Annotated in this window: 16 protein-coding genes; 8 read left to right on the forward strand and 8 right to left on the reverse strand. The window is 71.1% G+C overall.

Annotation, left to right across the window (positions count from 1 at the left end):
* Positions 1-238: 238 nt before the first annotated feature.
* On the forward strand, positions 239-637 hold the full coding sequence (locus OG730_RS16110; protein ID WP_327304906.1) for an SCO4983 family protein: 399 nt from the start codon (positions 239-241) through the stop codon (positions 635-637).
* A gap of 256 nt (positions 638-893) precedes the next feature.
* Here the strand turns inward: OG730_RS16110 and OG730_RS16115 are convergent, their stop codons facing one another.
* Positions 894-1,385, reverse strand: a complete 492-nt coding sequence (locus OG730_RS16115) for a hypothetical protein (RefSeq protein ID WP_327304907.1) — start codon at positions 1,383-1,385, stop codon at positions 894-896.
* 143 nt (positions 1,386-1,528) lie between these two features.
* On the opposite strand from OG730_RS16115, the gene OG730_RS16120 reads away from it, so the two are divergent.
* The 4 genes from OG730_RS16120 to OG730_RS16135 are packed head-to-tail and all read left to right on the forward strand — an operon-like array spanning position 1,529 to position 6,076.
* Complete coding sequence (locus tag OG730_RS16120) at positions 1,529-2,608, forward strand: hypothetical protein (RefSeq protein ID WP_327304908.1); 1,080 nt, start codon at positions 1,529-1,531, stop codon at positions 2,606-2,608.
* 15 nt (positions 2,609-2,623) lie between these two features.
* Positions 2,624-3,844, forward strand: a complete 1,221-nt coding sequence (locus tag OG730_RS16125) for a toxic anion resistance protein (protein ID WP_327304909.1) — start codon at positions 2,624-2,626, stop codon at positions 3,842-3,844.
* Positions 3,841-5,469, forward strand: coding sequence for a substrate-binding and vWA domain-containing protein (locus tag OG730_RS16130; RefSeq protein ID WP_327304910.1), 1,629 nt, complete (start codon positions 3,841-3,843; stop codon positions 5,467-5,469). The genes OG730_RS16125 and OG730_RS16130 overlap by 4 nt, the downstream gene beginning before the upstream one ends.
* Positions 5,456-6,076, forward strand: a complete 621-nt coding sequence (locus OG730_RS16135; RefSeq protein ID WP_327304911.1) for a hypothetical protein — start codon at positions 5,456-5,458, stop codon at positions 6,074-6,076. Before OG730_RS16130 ends, OG730_RS16135 begins: the two co-directional genes overlap by 14 nt.
* A gap of 118 nt (positions 6,077-6,194) precedes the next feature.
* On the opposite strand, the gene OG730_RS16140 is transcribed toward OG730_RS16135, so the two are convergent.
* The gene (locus OG730_RS16140) at positions 6,195-8,039 is read right to left on the reverse strand and encodes a phosphoenolpyruvate carboxykinase (GTP) (RefSeq protein WP_327304912.1); all 1,845 of its coding nucleotides are present in this window, start codon (positions 8,037-8,039) and stop codon (positions 6,195-6,197) included.
* 220 nt (positions 8,040-8,259) lie between these two features.
* On the opposite strand from OG730_RS16140, the gene trhA reads away from it, so the two are divergent.
* Together trhA and OG730_RS16150 are read left to right on the forward strand one after the other, a co-directional pair.
* Complete coding sequence (gene trhA, locus OG730_RS16145; RefSeq protein ID WP_327304913.1) at positions 8,260-8,946, forward strand: PAQR family membrane homeostasis protein TrhA; 687 nt, start codon at positions 8,260-8,262, stop codon at positions 8,944-8,946.
* A gap of 10 nt (positions 8,947-8,956) precedes the next feature.
* The gene (locus tag OG730_RS16150; RefSeq protein ID WP_327304914.1) at positions 8,957-9,397 is read left to right on the forward strand and encodes a nitroreductase/quinone reductase family protein; all 441 of its coding nucleotides are present in this window, start codon (positions 8,957-8,959) and stop codon (positions 9,395-9,397) included.
* Positions 9,398-9,460: 63 nt separating this feature from the next.
* Here OG730_RS16150 and OG730_RS16155 read toward each other — a convergent pair whose 3' ends face one another.
* From OG730_RS16155 to OG730_RS16180, 6 genes are all read right to left on the reverse strand, one after another.
* Complete coding sequence (locus OG730_RS16155) at positions 9,461-11,881, reverse strand: galactose oxidase family protein (RefSeq protein WP_327304915.1); 2,421 nt, start codon at positions 11,879-11,881, stop codon at positions 9,461-9,463.
* A gap of 22 nt (positions 11,882-11,903) precedes the next feature.
* On the reverse strand, positions 11,904-13,088 hold the full coding sequence (locus tag OG730_RS16160; RefSeq protein WP_327304916.1) for a glycosyltransferase: 1,185 nt from the start codon (positions 13,086-13,088) through the stop codon (positions 11,904-11,906).
* 6 nt (positions 13,089-13,094) lie between these two features.
* Positions 13,095-14,732: an ArnT family glycosyltransferase gene (locus tag OG730_RS16165; RefSeq protein WP_442815198.1), complete on the reverse strand. Its 1,638-nt coding sequence runs from the start codon at positions 14,730-14,732 to the stop codon at positions 13,095-13,097.
* 122 nt (positions 14,733-14,854) lie between these two features.
* A complete protein-coding gene (locus OG730_RS16170; RefSeq protein WP_327304917.1) occupies positions 14,855-16,138 on the reverse strand; it encodes a glycosyltransferase in 1,284 nt (427 codons plus the stop codon).
* Between the two features lie 293 nt (positions 16,139-16,431).
* The gene (locus OG730_RS16175) at positions 16,432-18,486 is read right to left on the reverse strand and encodes a thioredoxin domain-containing protein (RefSeq protein WP_327304918.1); all 2,055 of its coding nucleotides are present in this window, start codon (positions 18,484-18,486) and stop codon (positions 16,432-16,434) included.
* 95 nt (positions 18,487-18,581) lie between these two features.
* Positions 18,582-20,261, reverse strand: coding sequence for a recombinase family protein (locus OG730_RS16180; protein ID WP_327304919.1), 1,680 nt, complete (start codon positions 20,259-20,261; stop codon positions 18,582-18,584).
* Positions 20,262-20,474: 213 nt separating this feature from the next.
* Between OG730_RS16180 and OG730_RS16185 the strand changes: the two genes are divergently transcribed.
* Positions 20,475-23,714: a tetratricopeptide repeat protein gene (locus OG730_RS16185; RefSeq protein WP_327304920.1), complete on the forward strand. Its 3,240-nt coding sequence runs from the start codon at positions 20,475-20,477 to the stop codon at positions 23,712-23,714.
* Positions 23,715-23,782: the final 68 nt, after the last annotated feature.

Raw genomic sequence — 23,782 nt, forward strand, 5'->3', positions numbered from 1 at the left:
ATGGCCGACAGGCTCGACACACCTGACACATCCCCGGCCCCAGCCATTGCGCCCACCCCGAATATCAATACCGTCAACCTGCACGCACTTCCGCACATACGTGCACTGAAAGTAGAAGGTTGAACGTTACCGGCGGGGACGACAAGACGCGTTCAAGCCGACGCGCAGGATCAAGATTCAGCTCAACTTTAGAACCAATCCAATGTAGGATGGTCTCCTGACCACGCAGGAGGCACCGATGTACGAGCCGATTCGCACCAAGGCGGTCGACCCCCGCATAGGCGTCCACCGCAGCGAGTACCCCCGCAGCAGCCGCGCCGAAGCCCTGGACATCCAGCTCGCCGGGCATCTCGCCGCGCTGCTCGCCGTGACCGACGAGCTCGGCCTCGACGAGGCCGCCGCCGTCCTCGCCGCCCAGGTCACCCGCCTGCGCGGGGCCGAGCCCGCCCGCGCGGCCCTGTGCCCCGGCCAGGAGCCGGACGCCGGGGCCGCCGCCGCGCTGCACCAGCGTGCCCACGACCTCGCCGCCCGCGCCCTGCTCGTCGCCGCCTCGCGCGCCGACACCACGGTCGCGATCCTCGCCGCCGAGCGCATGGACGCGCACGCCGCCGCGCTCGACCTCGTCGGCGCCCACTGACGGCCCCGGTCCGGGGCCGCGGAGGCTCCGGACCGGGCGCCACACCCTGCGGGGCTTGAAGGTGCACCCCGCCTCGGCCGCGGCCGGCGCGTAGGGGCCCCGCCACCCGTGCCGACCCCTTCACGGCGGGACCGGACCGACCCTGCGGGGCTTGTCCCCTACCCGCCCTTCCACCGTTCCCCTGGCTCCGCCCGGACCCGCGCCTCAAACGCCGGCGGGGCTGAGAGCGTCCCCGGGCTCCGCCCGGACCCGGTCCTCAAACGCCGGACGGGCTGAATTGCGCTCCGGGCGGGTCCGGGGCGAAGGCAGCTGCGGCGATGCCGCACCAGGGGATCGTGGCCGGGGGCCAGACCGGGCCTACCGCCTCGGCTCGCTCCGTCGCGGCCGGGCGGACACCCGGGATCCTCACCAGCGTCTGCGGCCCCCGGGCCATAGGGGCCGGCACCTCGGGGCCCCGGGACTCCGGGACACCCCGCACGGTCGCCGCCGGCGGCTCGCGGAACTCCACGGTGACGACATACGCCCCCGGCTCCGGGAAGCCGTTGACCGCTTCGACCGAGGCGACCACGCGCCGGCTCGCCGGATCGATCCGGCAACCGGTGATCCGTACATCGCCCCGCGCGGCCCCCGCCGGCCGCGCGGCGGGGGCACTGCCCGCCCACACGTACAGCCCCAGCGGGGCGAAGACCAGCAGTCCCGCCACGAACACCAGGGCGACCAGCCAGCCCTGCCACTTCAACGCGCTCACGCCCATGCCACGATCCTCCCGGGCGCCCGCCCCGGTCACCAGCACTCACGGGCCCACACAGCATTTCGAAGTGGGACCGCCTCGTCACCCGGCGTTCACTCAACTCATCGCGGAATGTGGGTTTCCGCGAGCACTCTGCACCCGTGAGACGCATCCTAGGAATCGCCCTGGCGGTCCTCCTGGTGGGCGGCGTGATCGCCGTCATCGCCATCGGAGGAAAGAAGCCGGAGGGCACGGCAACGAAGACCGTGCGTGGCGTCATCGGTTCGGAGAAGTCCGAGTTCTTCCGCGACCCCGACGTCGTCAAGGCCCTTGCTGACAAGGGCTACACCGTGAAGACCGAAACCTCGGGCTCCTGGGCGATGAACCAACTCGCCCTGAAGGACTTCGATTTCGCCTTCCCCAGCAGCAGTGAACCGAGCGCGGAGATCGAGGAGAAGGCGGGGGTCAAGGGCGCGCAGAACACCAAGCCCTTCTTCTCCCCGCTCGTCGTCATCGCCCGCTCCAACGCGGCCAAGGTGCTCAGCGACCACGGCCTGGCGAAGATGTCCGGCAAGAACTCCGGCACCCTCCTCCTCGGCCCCTTCCTCAAGGCCGCCGGCGAGGCCAAGACCTGGCAGGAGCTCCAGGGCGGGACCAGCGCCTACCCGGAGCTGGGCGGCACGGTGTTCATCAAGACCACCGACCCCACCACCTCCAACTCGGGCGCCCTCTTCCTCGCCACCGCCTCGAACGTCGCCAACGGCTCGACCGTCGTCTCCGACGACGCCGGCATCGAGCGGACCGCGCCCCTGATGAAGAAGCTGATCTCCGTCCAGGGCGCCCTGGAACAGAGCACCGACGGCCCCTTCCGCGCCTTCATCAGCGGCAGCGGCGAACCGCTCATCCTCGCCTACGAGGCCCAAGTGGCCAGCCTGCTCCAGCAGAAGCAGGATCCGGGCGACATGGTGGTCCTGTACCCCGACACCACCGTGAACTCCCCGCACACCTTCGTGCCGATCAGCGAGAAGGCCACGGAGCTCGGCAACCTGCTGGCCACCGACCCGAAGCTGCGCTCGCTCGTGGTCCGCCACGGGTTCCGGCCGACGGAGGGCGTGGCCGAGTTCAACACCGCCACCGCGCCGCACACCGCGTACCTCAAGTCGGAGCTCACCGGCATCCGCCAGGTCAGCGCACCGACCGTCAAGGTCCTGATGGCGCTGGCCGCGCGCGCCAAGGGATAGGGGGATCAGAACACCATGACATTGACACCGCCCGAAGGCGGCGCGGACAGCCCGCTCGTCCTCACCGCCCCCGAGCCCGTGGCCCCCGTCAAGCGGGAGCAGGCCTCCGGCCTGGTACCGCTCCAGGACGGGGTGCGCGAGGAGATGGCCCGCCGGGCCGGGGAGTACGTCGGCTCGCTGGCCGGCATCGACAGCCGCTCCCCCGAGTTCGCCACCCGCATCGGGGAGATCTCCGGGCTCGGCTCCGCCGACATCCGCGGCGCCGCCCAGCAGTCCAACCGCATGCTGGAGCGGGCCGTCCGCTCCCTCGACACGGACGGCGGCGGCGACGCACAGGCCCGCGTCGCCGGCTCGTTGGTCGAACTGCGCCGCACTGTGGAGGACTTGGACCCGAGCGGCAGCTCCGGCAGCTCCAGCAGCTCCGGCAGCTCCACCAAGGGAGTGCGCAAGCTGCTCTCCAAGTTGCCCGGCGGCAACAAGTTCCGCGACCACGTGGCCAAGTACGCCTCCTCGCAGACCACCCTCAACCGGATCGTCGGCGCGCTGCGCGGCGGCCAGGACGAGCTGCGCCGCGACAACGCCGCCCTGCACACCGAGCGGGCCCGCCTGTGGGAGACCATGGGCAAGCTCCAGGAGTACGCGGTGCTCACCGAGGCACTGGACGCGGCCGTCGAAGAGCGGATCGCCGGCCAGAGCGACCCGCGGCAGGCCGACGCGCTGCGCGTGGACGTGCTGTTCCCCGTACGGCAGAAGCACCAGGACCTGCTGACCCAGCTGGCCGTCTGCGCGCAGGGCTACCTGGCGATGGACGTGGTCCGGCGCAACAACGAAGAGCTGATCAAGGGCGTCGACCGGGCCGCGACCACCACGGTGTCCGCGCTGCGGATCGCCGTGATGCTGGCGCAGGCCCTGAACACCCAGGGCGAGGTCATCAAGCAGATCGACACCCTGCGCGACACCACCGAGAGCCTGATCCGCGGCAACGCGGAGATGCTGTCCACGCAGAGCGGGGAGATCCAGCGGATCGCCGCCGATCCGGCCGTCGGCGCGGAAACGCTGCGGACGGCCTTCGCCCAGATCTACAAGACGCTCGACACCATCGACACCTTCAAGGTGCAGGCCACCGAGAACATGGCCGCCACCGTGGAGTCCCTCACCGGCGAACTCCAAAACGCCTCCGCATACCTCGCGCGCACCCGCACCGCGAGCGCCCTGGAAGGCGGCGACGCCCGATGAACGGCATGAGCATCCGCGGCGCCGTGATGCGCCGACGGCTCGCCGCGGCGGTGGCGCTCGCCGCCACCCTGCTCGGGGCGAGCGCCTGCGCGACGGACGACGACCACCCGAAGCCGAAGCAGACCGCGTACCAGGAGGGCAAGCTGCGCGTCCTGGCCTCCAGCGAGCTGTCCGACATGGACGAGGTGCTGAAGGCGGCGAAGGCCGCCACCGGGGTCGGCGTGGAGCTGACCACGTCGGGCACCCTCGACGCGGTCGAGCAGATCGCCTCCGGCAAGGCGGACGGCACGTACGACGCCATCTGGCTGTCCTCCAACGACTACCTGCGGCTGCGGCCCGAGGCCGCGGGCAAGCTGTCGAGCGAGACCCCGGTGATGTCCTCGCCGGTCGCCCTCGGCGTGAAGCCCGAGGCGCTGGCCCGGCTGGGCTGGAAGCCCGGGTCGGTGACCTGGTCGGCGGTCCACGAGGCCGTGGCCGCCGGGAAGCTGACGTACGGGATGACCGACCCGGTGCGCTCCAACTCCGGTTTCTCCGCGCTGATTTCGGTGGCCTCCGGGCTCTCGGGCGCACAGGCGGCGCTGACCGACGCCGACGTGGCGAAGGCGCAGCCGATGCTGAAGGGGTTCTTCACCGGGCAGAAGCTGACCTCGGGCTCCTCGGGCTGGCTGGCCGCGGCCTACACCCAGCGCGGGGACGTGGACGCGCTGGTGAACTACGAGTCGGTGCTGCTGTCCATGAACCGGGACGCGAAGACGAACCTGACGGTGATCCGGCCGGTCGACGGCGTGGTCACAGCCCACTACCCGCTGACCCTGCTGACCTCGGCCCCGGCCGGGGCCCGCGAGTCGGGGCGTGCGCTGACCGAGTACCTGAGCGGCGCCGAGGCGCAGAAGGCGATCACCGAGAAGACCTTCCGGCGGCCCGTAGCGGCCGGGGTGACCCCGGCGGCCGGGCTGGACCCGGACAAGCGCCGCGAGCTCCCCTTCCCGGGTACCCGCTCGGTGGCGGACGGGCTGCTGGCCAGCTACGAGAACGAGCTGCGCCGCCCCTCGCGCACGGTGTACGTGCTGGACACCTCGGGGTCGATGGCCGAGGAGGACCGGATCGGCCGGCTGAAGTCGGCGCTCACCGACCTGACGGGGACGGGGAGTTCGGGAACCGGCGAGCGGTTCCGGGACCGCGAGGAGGTCACGCTGCTGCCCTTCGGTGACAAGGTGAAGAAGGTCCTGACGCACACGGTCGAACCGGGCAACCCCGGAGCGGCGCTGGACGCGATCCGGGGAGACGTGAAGGCGCTGGCGCCGGACGGCGGTACGGCCATCTACAGCAGTCTGCAGGCGGCGTACCAGCAGCTCGGCAAGGGCAACGCGGACGCGTTCACCTCGATCGTGCTGATGACGGACGGCGAGAACACCGCGGGCGCCGGGGCCAAGCAGTTCGACGCCTTCTACGCGGGGCTGCCCGAGGCGCAGAAGCACACCCCGGTCTTCGCGGTGCTGTTCGGCGACTCGGACCGCAAGGAACTCGCCCACATCACCGAACTGACCGGCGGGCGGCTCTTCGACGCCACCGAGGGCAACGGTTCGCTGGACGGAGCCTTCGAGGAGATCCGTGGCTACCAGTAGGGCACTGAAGGCGAACCTTCTCAAGTACCTGGAGTCGAAGAAGAACCTGGCCGGCAGCGCCTGCGGCGTCGTCGGGGTGGGTCTGACCCTCACCGGGGTGGCCGGCACGTACTGGCCGGTGGTGGTCGCCGGGCTGTACGGGGCGGGCGCGCTCGTCGCCCCGCCGGAGGTGCCGGCGCCGCCGGTACCGCCGGAGCCCGCCGAGCAACTGGGCTTCGTACGGGACGACTTCGCGCGGCTCGAGGAGTACGTCGGCGAGGTGGACCTGCCGGCCGAGCCGGCCGGGGTGCTGGCCGGGCTGCTGGCGCTGTACGCGGCGATGCTGGAGCCGGGCTGGGTGGCGGGGGTCCTGGCCGCCGATCCGGAGGCGGTGCACGCGCTGACCCGGGCCATCCGCACGGACGTGCCGGAGTGCGTGGACACCTACAACCGGACGCGCTGGTGGACCCGGCTCACGGCGGGCGGCGAATCGCCCGAGCGCCACCTGGAGCGGCAGCTGACGCTGCTGCGGGAGGAAGCGGAACGCATGACGGCGGACCTCCGTGAAACGGAGGCCCGCCGTCAGCAGACGCACACGACCTACTTGGAAGGTCGCAGGGAGTCCTGAGTCGGGGAATCCCGCGTCAACCCGTGGCCGGGGACAGCCGGCCGCGGGAGTTCGGTGGGGGCGAGGCCCAACAGGACCGGCCCAGCAGGACCGGCCCAACAGGACCGGCCCGGAAGGATCAGCCCAGGCGCTTGACGAGCGCCTCGTACTGGTCCCACAGCTCCTTCGGCGTGTGGTCGCCGTAGGTGTTCAGGTGGGCGGGGACCAGCGAGGCCTCGTCGCGCCAGACCTCCTTGTCGACCGTGAGCAGGAACTCCAGGTCGGCGGCGGGCAGGTCCAGGCCGTCGGTGTCCAGGGAGGCGACGGTCGGCAGGATGCCGATCGGGGTCTCCACGCCCTCGGCGGTCCCGTCGAGGCGCTCGACGATCCACTTCAGGACACGGCTGTTCTCGCCGAAGCCGGGCCACACGAACTTGCCCGCGTCGTTCTTGCGGAACCAGTTCACGTAGTAGATCTTCGGGAGCTTGGCCTGGTCCTTGTCCTTGGCCACGTCGACCCAGTGGCCCATGTAGTCGCCCATGTTGTAGCCGCAGAACGGCAGCATGGCGAAGGGGTCGCGGCGCAGCTCGCCGACCTTGCCCTCGGCGGCGGCGGTCTTCTCGGAGGCGATGTTCGAGCCGATGAAGACGCCGTGGTTCCAGTCGAAGGACTCGGTGACCAGCGGCACGGCGGAGGCGCGGCGGCCGCCGAAGAGGATCGCGGAGATCGGGACGCCCTTGGGGTCCTCCCACTCGGGGGCGATCGTCGGGCACTGCGAGGCGGGGACGGCGAAGCGGGCGTTCGGGTGGGCCGCCGGGGTGTCGGACTCCGGGGTCCAGGCGTTGCCCTTCCAGTCGATCAGGTGCGCGGGCGCCTCTTCGGTCATGCCCTCCCACCAGACGTCGGAGCCGTCCGGGGTGAGCGCGACGTTGGTGAAGACGGTGTTCGCGTACATGGTCTTCATGGCGTTGGCGTTGGTGTGCTCGCCGGTGCCGGGGGCGACGCCGAAGAAGCCGGCCTCGGGGTTGATCGCGTAGAGACGGCCGTCCTCGCCGAAGCGCATCCAGGCGATGTCGTCACCGACGGTCTCCACGGTCCAGCCGGGGATGGTCGGCTCCAGCATGGCCAGGTTGGTCTTGCCACAGGCGCTCGGGAACGCGGCGGCGATGTACTTGGCTTCGCCGGCCGGCGGGGTGAGCTTGAGGATCAGCATGTGCTCGGCGAGCCAGCCCTCGTCGCGGGCCATGACGGACGCGATGCGCAGGGCGTAGCACTTCTTGCCGAGCAGGGCGTTGCCGCCGTAGCCCGAGCCGTAGGACCAGATCTCGCGGGTCTCGGGGAAGTGCGAGATGTACTTGGTGGTGTTGCACGGCCACGGCACGTCGTCCTGGCCCTCGGCGAGCGGAGCGCCGAGGGTGTGGACGGCCTTGACGAAGAACCCGTCGGTGCCGAGCTCGTCGAGGACGGCCTGTCCCATGCGGGTCATGGTGCGCATGGCGACCGCGACGTAGGCGGAGTCGGTGATCTCGACGCCGATGGCGGAGAGTTCCGAGCCGAGGGGGCCCATGCAGAAGGGGACGACGTACATCGTGCGGCCCTTCATGGAACCGCGGAAGATGCCGCCTTCTTCGCCCTTGCCCGCGAACAGCTCCTTCATCTCGGAAGGGGCCTTCCAGTGGTTGGTCGGGCCCGCGTCCTCCTCCTTCTCGGAGCAGATGAAGGTCCGGTCCTCGACGCGCGCGACGTCGGAGGGGTCGGAGGCGGCGTAGTACGAGTTCGGTCGCTTGGCCGGGTCCAGCTTCTTGAAGGTGCCCTTGGAGACGAGCTCCTCGCAGAGGGCCTCGTACTCGGCCTCGGAGCCGTCACACCAGACGATGCGGTCAGGCTGGGTGAGGGCCGCGATGTCACCGACCCAGGAGATGAGCTCCTGGTGCTTGGTGGGGACGTCGGAAGTGGTGGTGCCAGCCGCGATGTCGCGCGCCACGATCGCTCCTTGTTGAGGGGTTTGATTTGTGATTGCCCCGTGGGGGCCGCGACCCGGACGCTTCGCGCTCCGCTCATCCGGTGTCGACCGCACTCATCTGATCATCCGGTGCGTGTGCGCATATGTCCAGGGGGCCTCTCACGTGAGCATCGCCACTCCGGTCAATCTTCCGTAAAGCGCACTAACGGAAACCTACGCAACCGTAGGTAGCATGTTCGGCATGACTTCCGACGCCGCTGCCGCGGCCGCTCCGATGGTCGAACCCGCCGATCAGGAGGCCAAGCCGCTCATGCGCGGCTGGCTGCACACCGGCATGTTCCCCGCCGTGGTGATCGCCGGCCTCGTCCTGATGGCCTTCACCGATTCGACCTCGGCCCGGGTGGCCTGCGGGGTGTACGTCCTCACCGCGTGCCTGCTCTTCGGAGTCAGCGCCGTCTACCACCGCGGTACGTGGGGCCCGCGCGGCGAGGCCATCCTGCGGCGGCTCGACCACGCCAACATCTTCCTGATCATCGCGGGCACGTACACCCCGCTGACCGTCCTGCTCCTGCCCGACTCCACCGGGCGGACCCTGCTCTGGGCGGTCTGGATCGCGGCCGCGGCCGGCATCGCCTTCCGCGTCTTCTGGGTCGGCGCCCCGCGCTGGCTCTACACCCCCTGCTACATCGCCATGGGCTGGGCGGCCGTCTTCTTCCTCCCCGACTTCATGCGCACCGGCGGCATCGCCGTCCTGGTCCTGGTCATCGTCGGCGGCCTGCTCTACAGCGTCGGCGGCGTCATCTACGGCATGAAGCGGCCGAACCCCTCCCCCCGCTTCTTCGGCTTCCACGAGGTCTTCCACTCCCTGACCCTGGCCGCCTTCGTCGCCCACTACGTCGGCATCTCGCTGGCCGCCTACTCGCACTAGAGGAATCCGAATGCCCGACTACGACCCGGCCGCAGTGAAGCTCAGCCCCAACCCGCACGTGCGCGACCAAGCGGTTCGGTACGAGGAGTCGGGCGGCACGCGGGACACCGACATGAACGGCTCGCCCTGCCTGCTGCTGGACTACCGGGGCCGGGTCAGCGGCGGCTGGCACCGCACCGTCCTCATCTACGCCGAGGACGGGGACAGCCTGCTGATCGTGGCCTCCAACGGAGGCTCCGACAAGCACCCCCTGTGGTTCGCGAGCATCGAAGCCCACCCCGAGGTGCACGTACGGGTACTGGGCGAGCGGTTCCGGGCCCGGGCCGACGTGCTGCCCCCGGAGGAAAAGGCCAGGGTCTGGCCCCTCCTGCTCTCCGTGTTCCCCCGGTACGAGCAGTACCAGCGGGGGACGGACAGGGACATCCCGGTGATCCGGCTCCGCCGGGCCTGAACCACGGAACGCGTCCCAGGGGCCAGGCCCCCGGGACGCGCACCTGCCCGCGCCTCCGCGCGCCTACGCGCAGGCGTAGCCGTCGCCGTCCGGGTCCAGGCGGAGCGGATCACTGCCGTTGACCTTCAGGCGGGCCGGGTACTTGTGGGCGGCCAGCCAGTCGCAGCGGGCCTCCGTCGTCGCCTTCACCTCCGCCGGGAACCGCGTGGGCACGCACACGTTGGCCGTGCCGTAGTGCCGGTCGCAGCCGGCCACGGTCGGGGCCACCGGGGCCGAGTCCCGCTTCGCCGGGTTCTTCTTCGGGTCCGCCAGCTTGTTCGCGAAGGTGTGCTCGTGCGCGGTCGGGGGCTCGGCGGCCGCCGCCAGGGCGGAGGGGCCGCCCAGGTGCACCCACTGCGCGATGGACGGGATGCCGTTCGCGTCGACCGCGAAGAGCATGTACCAGCCGGGCGGGGCCAGGTTCGGGTTGCTGGTGACGTTCAGGTCGATGGTCGTGCCGTTGACCACCGTCAGCGGCAGGTCCACGAACCGCTGGTTCGGGTCCGAGGAGTGGGTGACGGCCGCCGGACGGATCAGCTCCGCCTTGGCGATCGCCCGGTTGACGGTGATGCGCTGCGTGTCCCCGTACACCCACTGGTTGTCGATCACCGAGGTGATCTGCGGGCGCGCCCCCTTGAAGAGGTACGGCGGGGTGTAGATCGACACGTTGTGGTTGTACGTGCCGTTGCCCGGGTTGTCCCCGACCGACATGACGCGGCCGTCCGGCATCAGGAACGACGCCGAGTGGTACGTCCGCGGGATCGGGTCGGTGGCCAGGCCCGGCTGGTAGGTGTTGGTGGTCGGGTCGAAGAACGAGGCCTCGTACACCGGGTCGGCCCGGTCGTGCAGACCGCCGCCGGTCTCCAGCACCTTGCCGTCGGGCAGCAGCACGGCGGACACGAACATCTTGCCCTCGGCGCCGGTCTGCGGACGCTTGCCCGCGCCCTGGTCGACCAGGCCCTGCGGCAGGTCCGGGCCGGCCGTGTAGGCGGGGCTCGGCTGCTTCAGGTCGATGATGTCGGTGAGCCGGTTCGCGGCCGGGTTGCGCTCGTTGTTGCCGCCGCCGATGGTCAGCACCCGCTGGTCCTGCGCCGGGGGCAGCAGCACGCTCGCCGACTCGTCGCGCTCGTCCTTGTTCCGCAGGCCGGGCACGTCGGTGATGGTGTTCGCGTCGTAGTCGTAGACCGAGGCGCCGGTGCCCGGGGTGCCGTTGCCGAAGGTGTGGCTGCCCGAGTAGAAGAGCCGGCCGTCCTGCATGAGGATCATCGACGGGTACAGGCCCCAGTACGACCAGGTCTGGTTGACCTCGTTCATCGGCAGCCACTTGTTCTGCGCCGCCGAGAACTTCTCCGCCGTCACGTTGCCCGTGGAGTCCTCCTTCAGCCCGCCGAAGGAGATCACGTCGCCGTTGCCGAGGACGGTCGCCGACGGGTACCAGTGCCCGCCGTTCATGTCGTTGGTCTTCGTGTACTTCTCGGTCGCCGGGTCGAAGGTGTACGAGTCCTTCAGCCCCTGGTACCCGATCGTGCCGTCGGCCGACGGATAGCCCTTGTTGCCGCTCATCACCAGCACCCGGCCGTCGGACAACTGGACGTGCCCGGAGCAGAACATGTCCACGGGCGTCGGGATCGTCTTGAACGAGCCGTTCGCCGGATCGTAGACGGCGGAGGTGAAGGTGCCCGCGTTGAACTGGGCGATGTCGTTGCCCGAGCCCGCGATCAGCAGCACCTTGCCGTTCTTCAGCACGACGGCGTGCATCGAGCGCACCGGGTTCTTGGCGGCGATCACCTCCCACTTGCCCTTGGCGCACTCGGTGGCCGTACCCGTGCAGGTGGGCTGCGGCGGGACCGCGCCCACCTCCTCCAGCGCGTAGTCGTCGGTGGTGAGCGTGCCCACCCCGTAGACCGACAGACCCCACGCGATCTTGTCCGTGGTGGGCGGGACCGCCGGCGTACGGACCTGCGTGCGCGCCCACGCGGCACTGACGGGGGGATTCTGCAGATCGGTCCAGTACTGCCAGCCGGCCACCGTGTCGTGGCGGAACACCGTCACCGACACGTCCGGGGTGTTCGACTTGTACCAGGCCGACAGGTCGTACTGCTTGCCCGGTACGACCGTCGGGGCGCAGGTGCCGTTCTCGGTGACCAGGGCCTTGCGGTCGCCGTCCACCCGGCGGGTGAGCGATACCTTCATCGCCTTGGTGCCGGAGTGCGCGTCGGCGACGGTGGCGAAGGTGAAGTCGTTGTCGCCCCAGCCGGACTTCGACCAGCAGGACGGCATGTCGGAACCGGCCGGACCGGCGGTCTCGAAGCCGGGGTTGGTGAGCAGGTTGGGCGGTCCGGCGGTGGCCTGCTGCGGCGCGGTCAGCAGCAGGCCCCCGGTCATCGCCCCGACGGCCAGCAGGGCGGCCCGCCACCCTGCCCTGCGCCGGATCTTCCTCTCCATGAGAAACGTCCCTTCGTGCGGCTCAACTCGTGTGTGTACGGCCCGCCTTGCGCGGGAGGTAGACGAGTGCCTCCGTCGCCGCGAAGCGCAGGACGAAGGTGGTGACCAGGGCGAGCGCGGTCGCGGACAGGACGCCGAAGCCCCAGGTGCCGACGAACACCGCGATCAGCGGGATCCGCAGCAGCAGATCGGCGTTGGCCAGCAGCGTGAAGCGCCCGAGCCGGTCGGCCCAGTGGCGGTGCCGGCGCCGGTCGCGGAACAGCAGGGTCTCGATGAGGAGGAAGTTCCACAGCACCCCGGCCTGGTTCGCGACCACCTCGGCGACCAGGTAGTTCATCCCGGTGTGCGTGAGCATCCACAGGGCCGCCAGGTTCGGGACGAAGCCGGAGAGCCCGACCAGCCCGAAGCCGATCATGCGGGCCAGCGGGGTCGCGGAGCGCAGCGAGGCCAGGTGGGTCAGGAAGCGCAGGCCCTCGCGGGCGGTGGACTTGGACTCCCCCGCGAAGCGCTCCTGGAAGACGAACGGCACCTCGGCCACCCGCTCCGGCCGGCAGCGCACGGCCAGCTCCATCAGGATCTTGTAGCCCAGCGGCTTCAGCGCCTCCTCCGTCACCGCCGCGCGGCGCATCGCGAAGAACCCGCTCATCGGATCGCTGATCCCGCGCAGGGCGCGCGGGAAGAGCCCTTTGGCCAGCCAGGTCGCCCCGCGCGAGACCGCGATCCGGTAGCTCCCGGCGAGCCCGGCCCGGCTGCCCCCCGCGATGTAGCGGGAGGCCACGACCAGGTCGGCGCCGGTGCGCGCGCCCTCCCCGACCAGCTCGGGGACCAGGTGGGGCGGATGCTGGAGGTCGGCGTCCATGACGACGATCCAGTCGGTGTCCGCCCGCCCGATCCCCTCCACGACGGCCCCGCCGAGCCCGCCCTCGCGGCTCTCGCGGTGCAGGACCGCCACCGGGAAGGCGCACTCCCGGGCCGCCTTCTCGATGACGGCCGGGGTGTCGTCCGTGGAGTCGTCGACGAACAGCACCGACACCGGCAGGTGCGCGGGCAGGGCGCCGGCCAGCCGGCTCAGCAACTCGGCTATGTTTCCCGCCTCGTTGAAGGTCGGGATGATGAGGGTGACACTGCCCGGGGCGGGCGCCTCGACGGCGGCCTCCGGGAGGTGCGGGGCATGTGGGACGTGTGGGGCCCACAGGTCTTCACTCATGCAGGATCAACTCCCGTTGGAAGTGCGGGCCGTGGGGTCACTGCCGTCCGCCCGGTCCGTGCGCCGGATCTCGATGCGGTCCTCGCCCTCACCGAAGACGGCGACCGCCGTCGAGTGGTCCAACGCGGCCTTGACATTGGGCAGTTGAGCGGCATCGCGGCGGACGGTGGGCGAGGAGACCACGTAGTCGATGTCCCGCCAGCCGCGCGGCAGCGTCTTGGTCACCGCGGGGTCCAGGTCGGCCTTGTAGAACCAGATGGCGCCGAGCCCCGGGTCGAAGCCGTGGTGGACGGCGTCCAGCCACAGCGCGTCGTCGACCAGCACCCGGGTCGTCGCGGGCTCGCGCACCTCGCGCCCGAGCCAGGCCGCGGCCTGCCGGTACGGGGCGTTCGCGTCGACCGTGAGCGCCGTACGGTTGCCGTCGTACCAGCGCGGAACGAGGTACACGAGGGCGGAGGCGGCGAGGACGCCGACCAGCGCCCACCGCCCGTAGGCCAGGGCGCGCCGCTCCCCCGGCGCCCGGCGGCGGCGCAGCACGGCGTGGGTGACGCTGGCCGCGCCCCCGGCGAGGACCAGCGCCAGGAACGGCAGCGCCTGGATCACGTACATCGCCGGGAGGTACCCGGAGGGCCGCAGGGCGACGAGGCCGAGGATGACCACGGCCAGCGCCGGGCCCGCGAGCGCCCGGGCCGTGACCGACCACCGGATGGTGACGAGGAGCAGGACCGCGCCGGCCAGTCCGCCGAGCGGCAGCACCGTGTCGTAGTACAGCCAGGACTCGAAGACCCCGTGCGAACCGGAGCCGGGGTCCAGGATGAAGCCGGAGCCGGCCCGGCCCATCTGGTAGACGATCCCGTCGATGAGGGAGACGTGGCCGGAGCCCGGCAGCAGCTCGGCGTTGAGCAGCGCGTAGAGGGGGTACGTCACCCCGATCAGCACGCAGGCGGTGACGGCTCCGGTGACGGCGAACTTGCGGGTGTCGCGGTGGCTGTGGCGCCACATCGTCACCAGCAGCGCCGGGAGCACCACCAGCATCGTCTCCTTCGTCAGCACGGCGGTGGCGGCCGCCAGGCCGGAGGCGAAGTGGTGCCACAGGTGGCGGCGGGGGGACGCGGCGAGGCAGAAGGCCAGCAGCATCCACATCACGGCGATGTTGTCGAGGAAGATCTCCCGCTGGAGCACGACGGAGAGCGGGGAGAGCCCGAACAGGCCCATGGCCAGACCGGCCGCCCAGCGCGGCAGCCAGAGCCGGCGCGCGAGCACGTACAGCAGGACCGAGCTGGCGGCGGAGACGGCGAGCATCGAGAACCGCATCGGCGCGACGGTCATCGCGTCGGGTACGAACAGGGACGGCAGGTAGGTCAGGCCCGCTATCTGGATCCAGCCGAGCGGGGGGTGGTCGTACCAGTAGGTGTAGTGCGCCAGCCCCTTGCCCTGCTGGACGGCCCAGGCCTGGGCGAGGTAGGTGCCCTCGTCGTCGCTGAGGGTCGGGAAGTTCGTGATGTTCCAGCCCTGTACGAGGAGGATCGCGAGCAGCAGCACCCCGCAGAGCAGCAGGTCGGGGCGCGAGGAGCGGAACCGGACGAGCGGCCGGGCCGGCGCGGCGGGGCGGACCCCGAGTCCGCCGGTGCGCGGGCGCGGGATGCGGGCGGCGTCGGTGACGGCCTCGGTGACGGCCTCGGTGACGGCCTCGGTGACGGCCTCGGTGACGGCGTCGGTGGTCGCGGCACCGGGCTGGGGATCAGTGGCCGTGGGCAGAGTGGTGGTCACTGGGGGCTGTCCTCTCGGGTCAGGGTGCTCGGGGCGCCGACGGACGCGAGGTGGGCTCCGGTGTGGCTGGTGAGCTCCCACTCGCCCTGTCCGCGCTGCTCGCGCCAGACCGCGCGGATCGCGGCGCCGGCCAGCATCACCTGGTAGAACGGGCCGCCGACCACGAGCTTGACGTAGTGGACGAACCGCACCCGCAGCCCGTACTGGCGGCCGAAGTCGTGCAGGCCGACCACCTCGAAGACGAAGGTCACCATCGCGGTGATCATCGGCAGGAAGGTGACGATCGCGACCCCGACGGGCACGTCGAGGAAGACGGCGACGGCGAAGTTCACCGGGATGATCACCCCCGAGGTGGCCTGCATGAAGGGGGTCATGAGCGTGTAGCGGGCCAGCCAGCGCTGGCCGCGGCCGGGCAGCTGCTGCCAGTCCTTCTTGCGGTACACCTGGAGGAACCCCTGGTTCCAGCGGGTGCGCTGCTTGAGCAGGCTCACCAGGGACCCCGGGGTCTCCTCGCGGGTCACCATGTCGGAGTCGTAGGCGACGACCACCTTCTTGCCGACGGAGGACAGCCGCACGCCCAGGTCGCAGTCCTCGGCGAGGCAGTTCGGATCCCAGCCGCCGGCCTCGCGCAGCACCTCGGTGCGCACGAAGACGGTATTGCCGCCGAGCGGGATGAACCCCTTCTCCGCGTGCAGGTGGAGGCGGGAGCGGAACCAGAAGAAGTACTCCAGGCAGTTGCGCAGGCTGTACCAGCTGGAGTGGAAGTTGATGAGCTGGACCCCGCCCTGGACCACGTCGGCGCCGGTGGCCCGGAAGGCGTGGTCCACGTGGGACAGCAGCTCGGGGTGGACCTGGTCCTCGGCGTCGAAGACTCCGACGATGTCGCCCCGGCAGTGCGGGAGCGCGGTGTTGAGGGCCTTCGGCTTGTTCTTGACCTCGTGGTGGTCGGTGATGACGCGTACGAGACCGGGCGCGCGGGCGGCGGCCCGCTCGGCCACCTCCGCGGTCCCCGGGTCGTCGTGGCCGACGATCACGATGATCTCGTAGTCGCGGTGGCTCGATTCCAGGAGGCGCTCGATGGTGTGCTCCAGCACCGCCTGCTCGTGGCGGGCGGGCAGCAGCAGGGAGAAGGCCAGCCGGCCACCGCTGTCGGGGCTGTCGAAGCGGGTCGAGGCGAGCGTCTCGGGCGTCCGCCAGGCGTGCATCTGCCACCAGAGCGTGAACGCCGCCATCCAGAAGAGCGCGAGCGATACGACACAAATGAACACGGAAATGAACAAAGCGTCCCCCACAGACGTGCCGCAACCCCAGGCGGCGATCTCCCCAACCCCCCGGGGACGGGCACGCGCGGCAGGCTCCCCAGCCCGCCGCCCTCGCCCCGCCCCCGATTCCCCCCGCGCGCGCATCCCCCGGTGCGCTCTACGCCGGCGCCCCACGGCGCTGACAGTGACTGCTCGGTGACTCCGAAGTCATGAGACTAGGCAGCGAACATGACGCGCAGGCGCAATCGAGATAAAAACCGCGTTGCCGAACTGACCTTGAAACAAACGGAATTGGCGCTACTCCAGCGCTTTCAGGGACGAACCGTACCCAACTGCTCCGCCAGTTCGACCGGATCGGTCGTAGGCCGCGCGCAGACGAAATGTCGGCAGACATACGCCGTCGGGAGCTCGTGCACGAGCGTGCGCTCGGCCAGAAGGGGGAACTCCCCTCCACTGCCGTCCGCCGCCCCCGGCAGCCCCGTCGCCACGACCGCACCGGGGGCCGTCCCCAGCAGGGCGATCCGGTGCAGCTCCGCCCGCGCCGGATCCTCCGGATGGCCGACCACGGCCACCTCGCGCGGACCGTCGACCAGCGCCTCCGCGACCGCCAGCCCGTGCCCGATGAAGCGCGGAGCCCGCGGCCCGAGCGCGTGCACCACCGCGAGCGCCCGCTCGGCCGCCGTACGGTGCGCCTGCGAACCGGTGTGCGCGGCGTACGAGAGCAGGGCGCCGGCGGCGGCCGTCCAGCCGGAGGGGGCCGCGGTGTCGGTCGGGTCCTGCGGCCGCCTGATCAGCCGCTCCGCGTCGTGCGCGGTGTCGTACAGGGAGCCGTCCTCGGCGGTGAACCCGACCAGGACCAGATCGACGAGGAACCCGGCGAATTCCAGCCAGACCCCTTCCCCGGTGACGGCCGCCAGCGCCAGGAACCCCTCGGCGACGTCCCCGTAGTCCTCCAGCACCCCGGCGTTCGCCCCGACCCGCCCGTCCTTGCTGGTCCGCGCGAGCCGGGCCATCCCGTCCATGTGCACCCTGACCAGCAGATCGGCGGCCTCCGTGGCCCGCTCGACCAGGTCGGGCCGGTCGAAGAAGGCCCCGCACTCGGCGAGGGCCGCGATGGCCAGCCCGTTCCAGGCGGCGACGATCTTGTCGTCCCGCCCGGGCGCGGGCCGCTCCTGCCGTGCCGCGAGCAGCCGCTCCCTGATCCCGGCGAGCCGCTCCTCGCCGATGTCGGGCCCCTGGACGGGCAGTTGGAGCACCGACATCCCGTGCTCGAAGGTCCCCTCCTCCGTCACCCCGAAGCAGGCGGCGGCCAGCTCCCCGTCCTCCTCCCCCAGCACCTCGCGCAACTGGGCCGGAGTCCAGGCGTAGTAGACGCCCTCCACGTGCTTGCCGGTCTCCGGGTCCTCGCTGTCGGCATCCAGCGCGGAGGCGAAGCCGCCCTCCCGGGTGCGCAGTTCACGGACCATGAAGTCGGCGGTCTCCAGGGCGACCCGACGCGCGAGCTCGTCCCCGGTGGTGCGCCAGAGGTGGGCGTAGACCCGGCAGAGCAGCGCATTGTCATAGAGCATTTTTTCGAAATGCGGCGTTTGCCACTCCCGGTCCACGGAGTACCGCGCGAACCCGCCCCCGAGCTGGTCGTAGATCCCGCCCCGCGCCATGGCCTCACAGGTGTCGACCGCCATCTCCAGCGCCCCCTCGGACCCGGTCCGGGCGTGGTGGCGCAGCAGGAACTCCAGCACCATGGACGGCGGGAACTTCGGCGCCCCGCCGAACCCGCCGCGCGTGGCGTCGTACTCCCGCACCAGCCCGAGCAGCGCCTGCGCGAGCTCCTCGGGCCCGGGGGTGCCGGCCTTCCCGTAGTCGAGCTGCCGCCCCGCGAGGTCCCGTACGATCCGCTGCGCGACCTCCGCCACCTCCTCGGGCCGCCCGACCCACGCGGTGCGCACGCCTTCGAGCACCTGCATGAAGGAGGGCATCCCGTGCCGGGGCTCGGGCGGGAAGTAGGTCCCGAAGTAGAAGGGCTCGGCGTCGGGCGTCAGGAACACGGTCATGGGCCACCCGCCCTGCCCCGTGGCGGCCTGCACGGCCTCCATGTAGACGGCGTCGATGTCGGGCCGCTCCTCGCGGTCGACCTTGACGTTGACGAAGTGTTCGTTGAGGTAGGCAGCCGTCAGCTCATCCTCGAAGGATTCGTTGGCCATGACATGACACCAATGACACGAGCTATAGCCAACGCTTAGCAGAACGGGTACACCACGCTCCCGCGCCTCAGCGAAGGCCTCGGGCGACCATGGCCACCAGTCGACGGGGTTGTCGGCGTGCTGGAGCAGATACGGCGAGGTCTCGTTCGCGAGGCGGTTCGGCATGGGGCCAATCTATTCGTATGGAGCCAGACAACGCCCGCCTGCCCACGGGTGTCCGACATACCGCAGCGCCATTCAGTGCAGGGACTGCCGCCCCATCACACCTCAGGCATCGCTTGGGGGCTCGACACCCAGTCGAACTCGAGCCGATCAAGGATCGGAGTGTGATCCCCCTGCCGAGCCGCCGGCTTGACCGTGATGCCCTTCTCCCCCAACGAGGTCATCAACAGCATGCGCCTGTCCGCCATATCCGCCCCCTCCCATACCACTCGCAAGACCTCAGGCTGCAGGAGGGGGATGCAGTCGGCTTGTGCGTCCAGATACGCCAAGGCGGCAGTCGAATACTCGATGACAGCGCGGAGTCCGTCACCTAGCTCTTCGAAACGCCCTTCGTCCACCTTGCCGTAGAGATAGAAGTCATCCTCCAGCTTCCTCACGCGCTTGCGGGCCGCTTCAAGCTCCTTCCGCACCGCCGACCTTCGCGCACCAGCCGCCGAGCCTGCCAAGGCAGGCCACGTCCGGACTATCTCCGCGATCAACGAATCATCCGGGGCGAGGCTGACCACGTGGTTCACCCAGGCTTCCCCAACCGCCAGGTCAATGCGCTCGGCAAGCGTCACCACGCCGTCACAGATTGCCTTGCCGCGCGTTTCTCTGACTTGGCATCGATAGCGACCGCCACGGTAACTCATCACACCGCCGCACACCTCGCCCACGGAACGACTCTCCTGTCGCCTCATGCGCCCGCATCGATAGCTACCTGCCCCCAAGTACCTCCCTCGCGACGTTCCATTGGCCCAGCTCTCATCAATCCGTGCGGCAATCAGCCCCTTGATCGTGAACCACTCATGCGGCGTTACAACCCCCTGGCCACACATCACGACCTCGCCATTGTCATTGCGCAATGGATCTCCATATCCCTTCCAGGAATCCAAGGGATTACCGAACTCATCGACCCTGCGCTGCCGCACAGGGACCATTCCCGCGAAGAGTGGGGACTGGGCAAGCTTGCTGACGGCGGTGGGTGACCACGTGGCACCACTCCGGGTAGGACGACCTTCCTCATTGAGTCGGTGTGCGGTGCCCTTGGTGGTCTTGCCGTCAAGCAGCAGATCCGCCAGCCGTCGGGCGGTCTCATACTCGTCCCGGTGACGCTCGACCTTGCCGCTAGCGGGGGCACTGAAGAGCCCGAAGGGAGGCATTCCCGTTCCACGCCTGCCTTCCGCCTTGTGTGAGTCATGGCCGATCTTGACGCGTTTCGCGGTGTTCTTCGCTTCCTCTCTGGCGTGCTCGCTCAGGATCGCGAAGACCACACGTCCCCCCTTCGCCGAGTCCAGCCCCTCCGAGACTGACACTAGGCGCGACTGCCGGCGGTCAAATTCGTCGAGCATACGCCCGACGGCCCCCATGCCGCGCCGGTCAAAGCGATCCACCTTCCACACTCCGAGCGTCCTCGACTCACCGGACATGATCGCTTGAGTGGCCTTTTCGAATTCACGTCGCCTCACATGCGCTTTGGATGCCGAGACTTCCTCGAACCAGACGTGCCGAATCTCGATTCCATCCGCTTTGGCCCAACGAACCAGGTCCCTCAATTGGCCCCGCAGGGTGGCCATGCCCTCCTTGCCGCTGCTCCGCCGTAGATAGACGTCCATCAGGCCTGCAGGTTCCGCCGCGGCGGGCCGATCCAGCCCCATGGCCCCAAGCTCGTCAGCACTCAGGCCCAACGCAGCCAAGGCCGCGCGATCAGCTCGCAGGTTTCGACGGGCATCATCCATGACCAGTTCCCCTTTCGAGAGTTCGTCCGATGTTCCGCATAACGGACGAACCGGGGAGCGGGTCACGCGTGGCTCGATGCCTGCTCACCTGGAGACCACATGCGACCGGTTGCGGGCCAACTCCCTCTGAACTAGCTCAGATTCCCTCGCGCTCGCGAGCGTCGCGGCGGACACTTGTGGCACGGTGCCGGAGCTCTCTGAGGGGGATTGCCGATGCGGGACAGTCATCGCGGTGAGGCCGAGCGGCTGCTGGGGCGGGCCGTGGAGGAGGAGGCCCGGCGGGGCGCCGGTGGGGCGGCCGGCACTCCGGAGGCCAAGGCGGCGCTGCTGGCGCGCGGGATGCAGACCCTGGACGCGCTCGCGGCGAGCGCGGCCCCCGAGTACGAGGCGTACGTGCACGCCCTGGACGAGGCGGCGGCCGGGGATCAGTCGCTCGGCGAGGCCTTCCGGCGGGCGAACACCTCGACGGCCTCGCTGGTCACCGGTGTCGCGGCGGCCGCCGCGATCGTGGCCGACCTGGCCTTCGGCGTGGCGCTCGGTACCGCGCTGACCACCGGGGCCGTCGTGGGCGTGGCCGGGGCGACGGCGACCGTGGCCAAGGTGACGGCCCTGCACCTGCCCGCGGCCAACCGGCGCGCCGGGGAGGCGGGCCGCCCGGGCGGGGCGGAGCAGCTCAAGCTGAAGTGGCTGTCGGCGCTGGACGTGCGCGGGATACGCCCCTTCCTGGAGCAGCAGCGCAAGGTGGCGGCGGCGCTGCACGCCCCGCCCAAGGTGGCGAACGGCAGCGGGGGCTCCGCCCTCCCGCTGCGCGGGGCCAATCGCAGCGCCGAGGCGCGCAGGCGGGCCATGCTGGAGCAGTCCTTCGGTCAACTCCCCGCGTTGGAAGGGGCGTTCGTGGGCCGTCGGGCCGAGCTGGCCCGGATCGCTCAGTGGGTGCACAGCGCCCGGGTGAGCACCGAGACGCGCCCGGTGGTGGTGGTGCTGCACGGGGAGCCCGGGGTGGGCCGCACCACGCTCGCGCTGCACGCCGCGCAGGCGCTGCGGGACCAGTTCAGGGGTGCCTGCGTGGTGAACCTGCGGGGCGGCGGCGCTGCGGAGAATCCACTGCCCACCCGTGAGGCGCTGCTGCACCTGATGAACCGGCTCGGCGCGCCCCGCGAGCAGCTGCTGTTCCGCGAGGGCTCGTCGGCGGAGCAACAGGTCCGCAGGCTCGGCGAGTTGTACCACCAGCACGTGCAGGGCACCCCGGTGGCGGTGGTCCTGGACGACGCCGTGGACGCCGCGCAGGTACGGATGCTCGTGCCCGAGCGCTCCGAGAGCCTGGTCCTGGTCACGGCCCGGGAGCCCCTGGAGCTGCCCCCGGAGCTGGCGGCCTGGGTGTACCAGCTGCCGGTGACCCGGCTGGCGGAGGAGGCGGGCGCGGAGCTGGTCCAGGCGGCGGGAGCCGCGGCCGCGGGTACGGAGCCGCCCGTGGCCCCGTACCCGGCGCAGACCGTACGGGGCCTGCTCGCGCTCGGCGCCGGTCTGCCGCTGGCGCTGCGCGTCCTGGCCCCCCTCGGGGGCGTCGGGGAGCCCCCGGCGGCCGGCGGTTCCCTGGGCGCCGCCCTGGACCTGGCCTACGCGGCCCTGCCCGAGGAGCGGCGCCGGCTGCTGCGCCGGCTCACGCTGGCCGGGCGGGCCTCGCTGGGGGCGGCGGCCGCGGCGGCGCTGATCGACGCGGACCAGGCGGAGGCCGGGCGGCTGCTGCGCGAACTGGCGCGGGCGGGGCTGCTGGACCACGTGCGCGGGGACCGGTTCCGGATGCACGACGCGGTGCGCGCGTACGCGGCCGCGCGCCTGGAGCAGGACGAGGACCGGGCCGGCGCGGCGGCGGCGCACGAGCGGCTGATCCGTACGTACGCGCAGCTCGCCGACTCGGTGATCCGGATGGTCGACGGGAAGATGTCCACGCGCGCGAACGCCCTGTCCAAGGCGAGCACGGTCGGCGGGCACGGGTTCCCTTCCCTGGACGCGGCCCTGCGCTGGCTGGACGACGAGTCGAGCTTCATCACGGCGGCGCTGCGGCACTCGGAGGGCGTGGACCAGCAGGCCGTACTGGACCTGCTGGGCGCGCTCTGCGACTTCTGCCTGCTGCGCGGCGACCTGTACCGGCTCGGTGAGATCAACGAGCTCACGCAGGCCGTCGACCAGGGGCTGCTGGTCCGCTCGGTGCAGTGGCGTACGGGTATCGCGGCCCGCCAGCTCGGCGAGCTGGACAAGTCCCGCACCACGCTGACCTCGCTGGTCGACCAGTACAAGGAGGCCCGGCAGGAGGCGGGCGCGGGCATGGCCCTGGTCTCGCTGGGCATCACCCTGCACCACCAGGGCAACCTCCCCGAGGCCTCGGCCCGCATCCGCGAGGCGCTGGTGCTCCAGGCCCCGGACGAGCTGGCGGGCGACCGGGCGTGGGGCCTGCACGCGCTCGGCGCGGTGGAGCGCGACCGCGCACACCTCGCGGAGGCGCTGCGGCTGCTGCGCGAGTCCCTCGTCCTGCACCGGGAGAGCGAGAGCGTGCACGGCGAGGCCTGGGCGCACCTGCAGCTGGGCCAGGTGTACCTGCGCCTGGGCGAGGTGCCGCGCGCGGAGGCGGAGCTGCGCCTGGCGCTGGAGCTGTACGGGCGCACGCGCGACGACCGGGGCCAGGCGTGGGCGCTGACCCAGCTGGGCCGGGCCCGGGTGGTCGACGGGGATCCGGGGCCGGCGCTGGAGCGGCTGCGGGACGCGCTGGCCCGGCACCGGGAGTCGGAGGACGCGCGCGGCGAGGCGTGGACGCTGTACTACCTCGGCCAGGCGCTGGAGGAGGCCGGGGAGCGGGACCGGGCGGTACGGGAACTGGAGCGGGCCCGCACGATGTTCTCCCGGATGCGGGACGTGTACGGGCTGGCGCACGCCCGCCACCACTCGGGCCGGGTCACCCGCGACCAGCGGGCGGCGCAGACGGGGAACCTGAAGAACTCCGGGTTCGCCCGCCAGCTGCTGGTGGACGCGCGGGCGGACTTCCGGCGGATCGGGCTGGCCCACGGGGAGGCGTGGACCTGCCTGGAGCTGGCGGTGGTGGACGCGGGCAACGGCCGGACCGCGCAGGCGCTGGACCTGTGCGAGGAGGCGGTGCGGCTGTTCATCTCCTACGGGGACCGGCGCGGGGAGGACTGGGCGCGCTTCCTGCGCTGCACGCTCCTGCCGTACGCGGTCCCGGCGGCCCCGGACGAGGCGCGCACGGAGCTGGCGCGGCTGGCGGCGGCCCCGCACCCGATGCGGGACGGGCGGCTGGAGGACTGCCTGGAGTCCTACACGGTGATCCTGGCGCGCGGGGTGGACCCGGCGGAGGGCTGGCAGGCGTGGCGGCTGTCGCTCGTACCGAACCTGCACTCGCGGGAGATCATGGGCGTCCCGGTGCCGCTGCCCTCGGTGTAGCGCGTGCGGAGCCACCGAGCGCACAGAGCGCGCGGAGACCCGCCGCCCGGCCGTCTTTCACGGCCGGG

The organism is Streptomyces sp. NBC_01298 (genome assembly GCF_035978755.1).
Taxonomy (GTDB): domain Bacteria; phylum Actinomycetota; class Actinomycetes; order Streptomycetales; family Streptomycetaceae; genus Streptomyces.

What these genes read in the sequence shown, in the direction of transcription:
- OG730_RS16110 (WP_327304906.1), top strand. Translation starts at nt 239, where the DNA reads ATGTACGAGCCGATTCGCACCAAGGCGGTCGACCCCCGCATAGGCGTC.
- OG730_RS16125 (WP_327304909.1), top strand. Translation starts at nt 2,624, where the DNA reads ATGACATTGACACCGCCCGAAGGCGGCGCGGACAGCCCGCTCGTCCTC.
- OG730_RS16130 (WP_327304910.1), top strand. Translation starts at nt 3,841, where the DNA reads ATGAACGGCATGAGCATCCGCGGCGCCGTGATGCGCCGACGGCTCGCC.
- trhA (WP_327304913.1), top strand. Translation starts at nt 8,260, where the DNA reads ATGACTTCCGACGCCGCTGCCGCGGCCGCTCCGATGGTCGAACCCGCC.
- OG730_RS16150 (WP_327304914.1), top strand. Translation starts at nt 8,957, where the DNA reads ATGCCCGACTACGACCCGGCCGCAGTGAAGCTCAGCCCCAACCCGCAC.
- OG730_RS16155 (WP_327304915.1), bottom strand. Translation starts at nt 11,881, where the DNA reads ATGGAGAGGAAGATCCGGCGCAGGGCAGGGTGGCGGGCCGCCCTGCTG.
- OG730_RS16160 (WP_327304916.1), bottom strand. Translation starts at nt 13,088, where the DNA reads ATGAGTGAAGACCTGTGGGCCCCACACGTCCCACATGCCCCGCACCTC.
- OG730_RS16175 (WP_327304918.1), bottom strand. Translation starts at nt 18,486, where the DNA reads ATGCCGAACCGCCTCGCGAACGAGACCTCGCCGTATCTGCTCCAGCAC.
- OG730_RS16180 (WP_327304919.1), bottom strand. Translation starts at nt 20,261, where the DNA reads ATGGATGATGCCCGTCGAAACCTGCGAGCTGATCGCGCGGCCTTGGCT.
- OG730_RS16185 (WP_327304920.1), top strand. Translation starts at nt 20,475, where the DNA reads ATGCGGGACAGTCATCGCGGTGAGGCCGAGCGGCTGCTGGGGCGGGCC.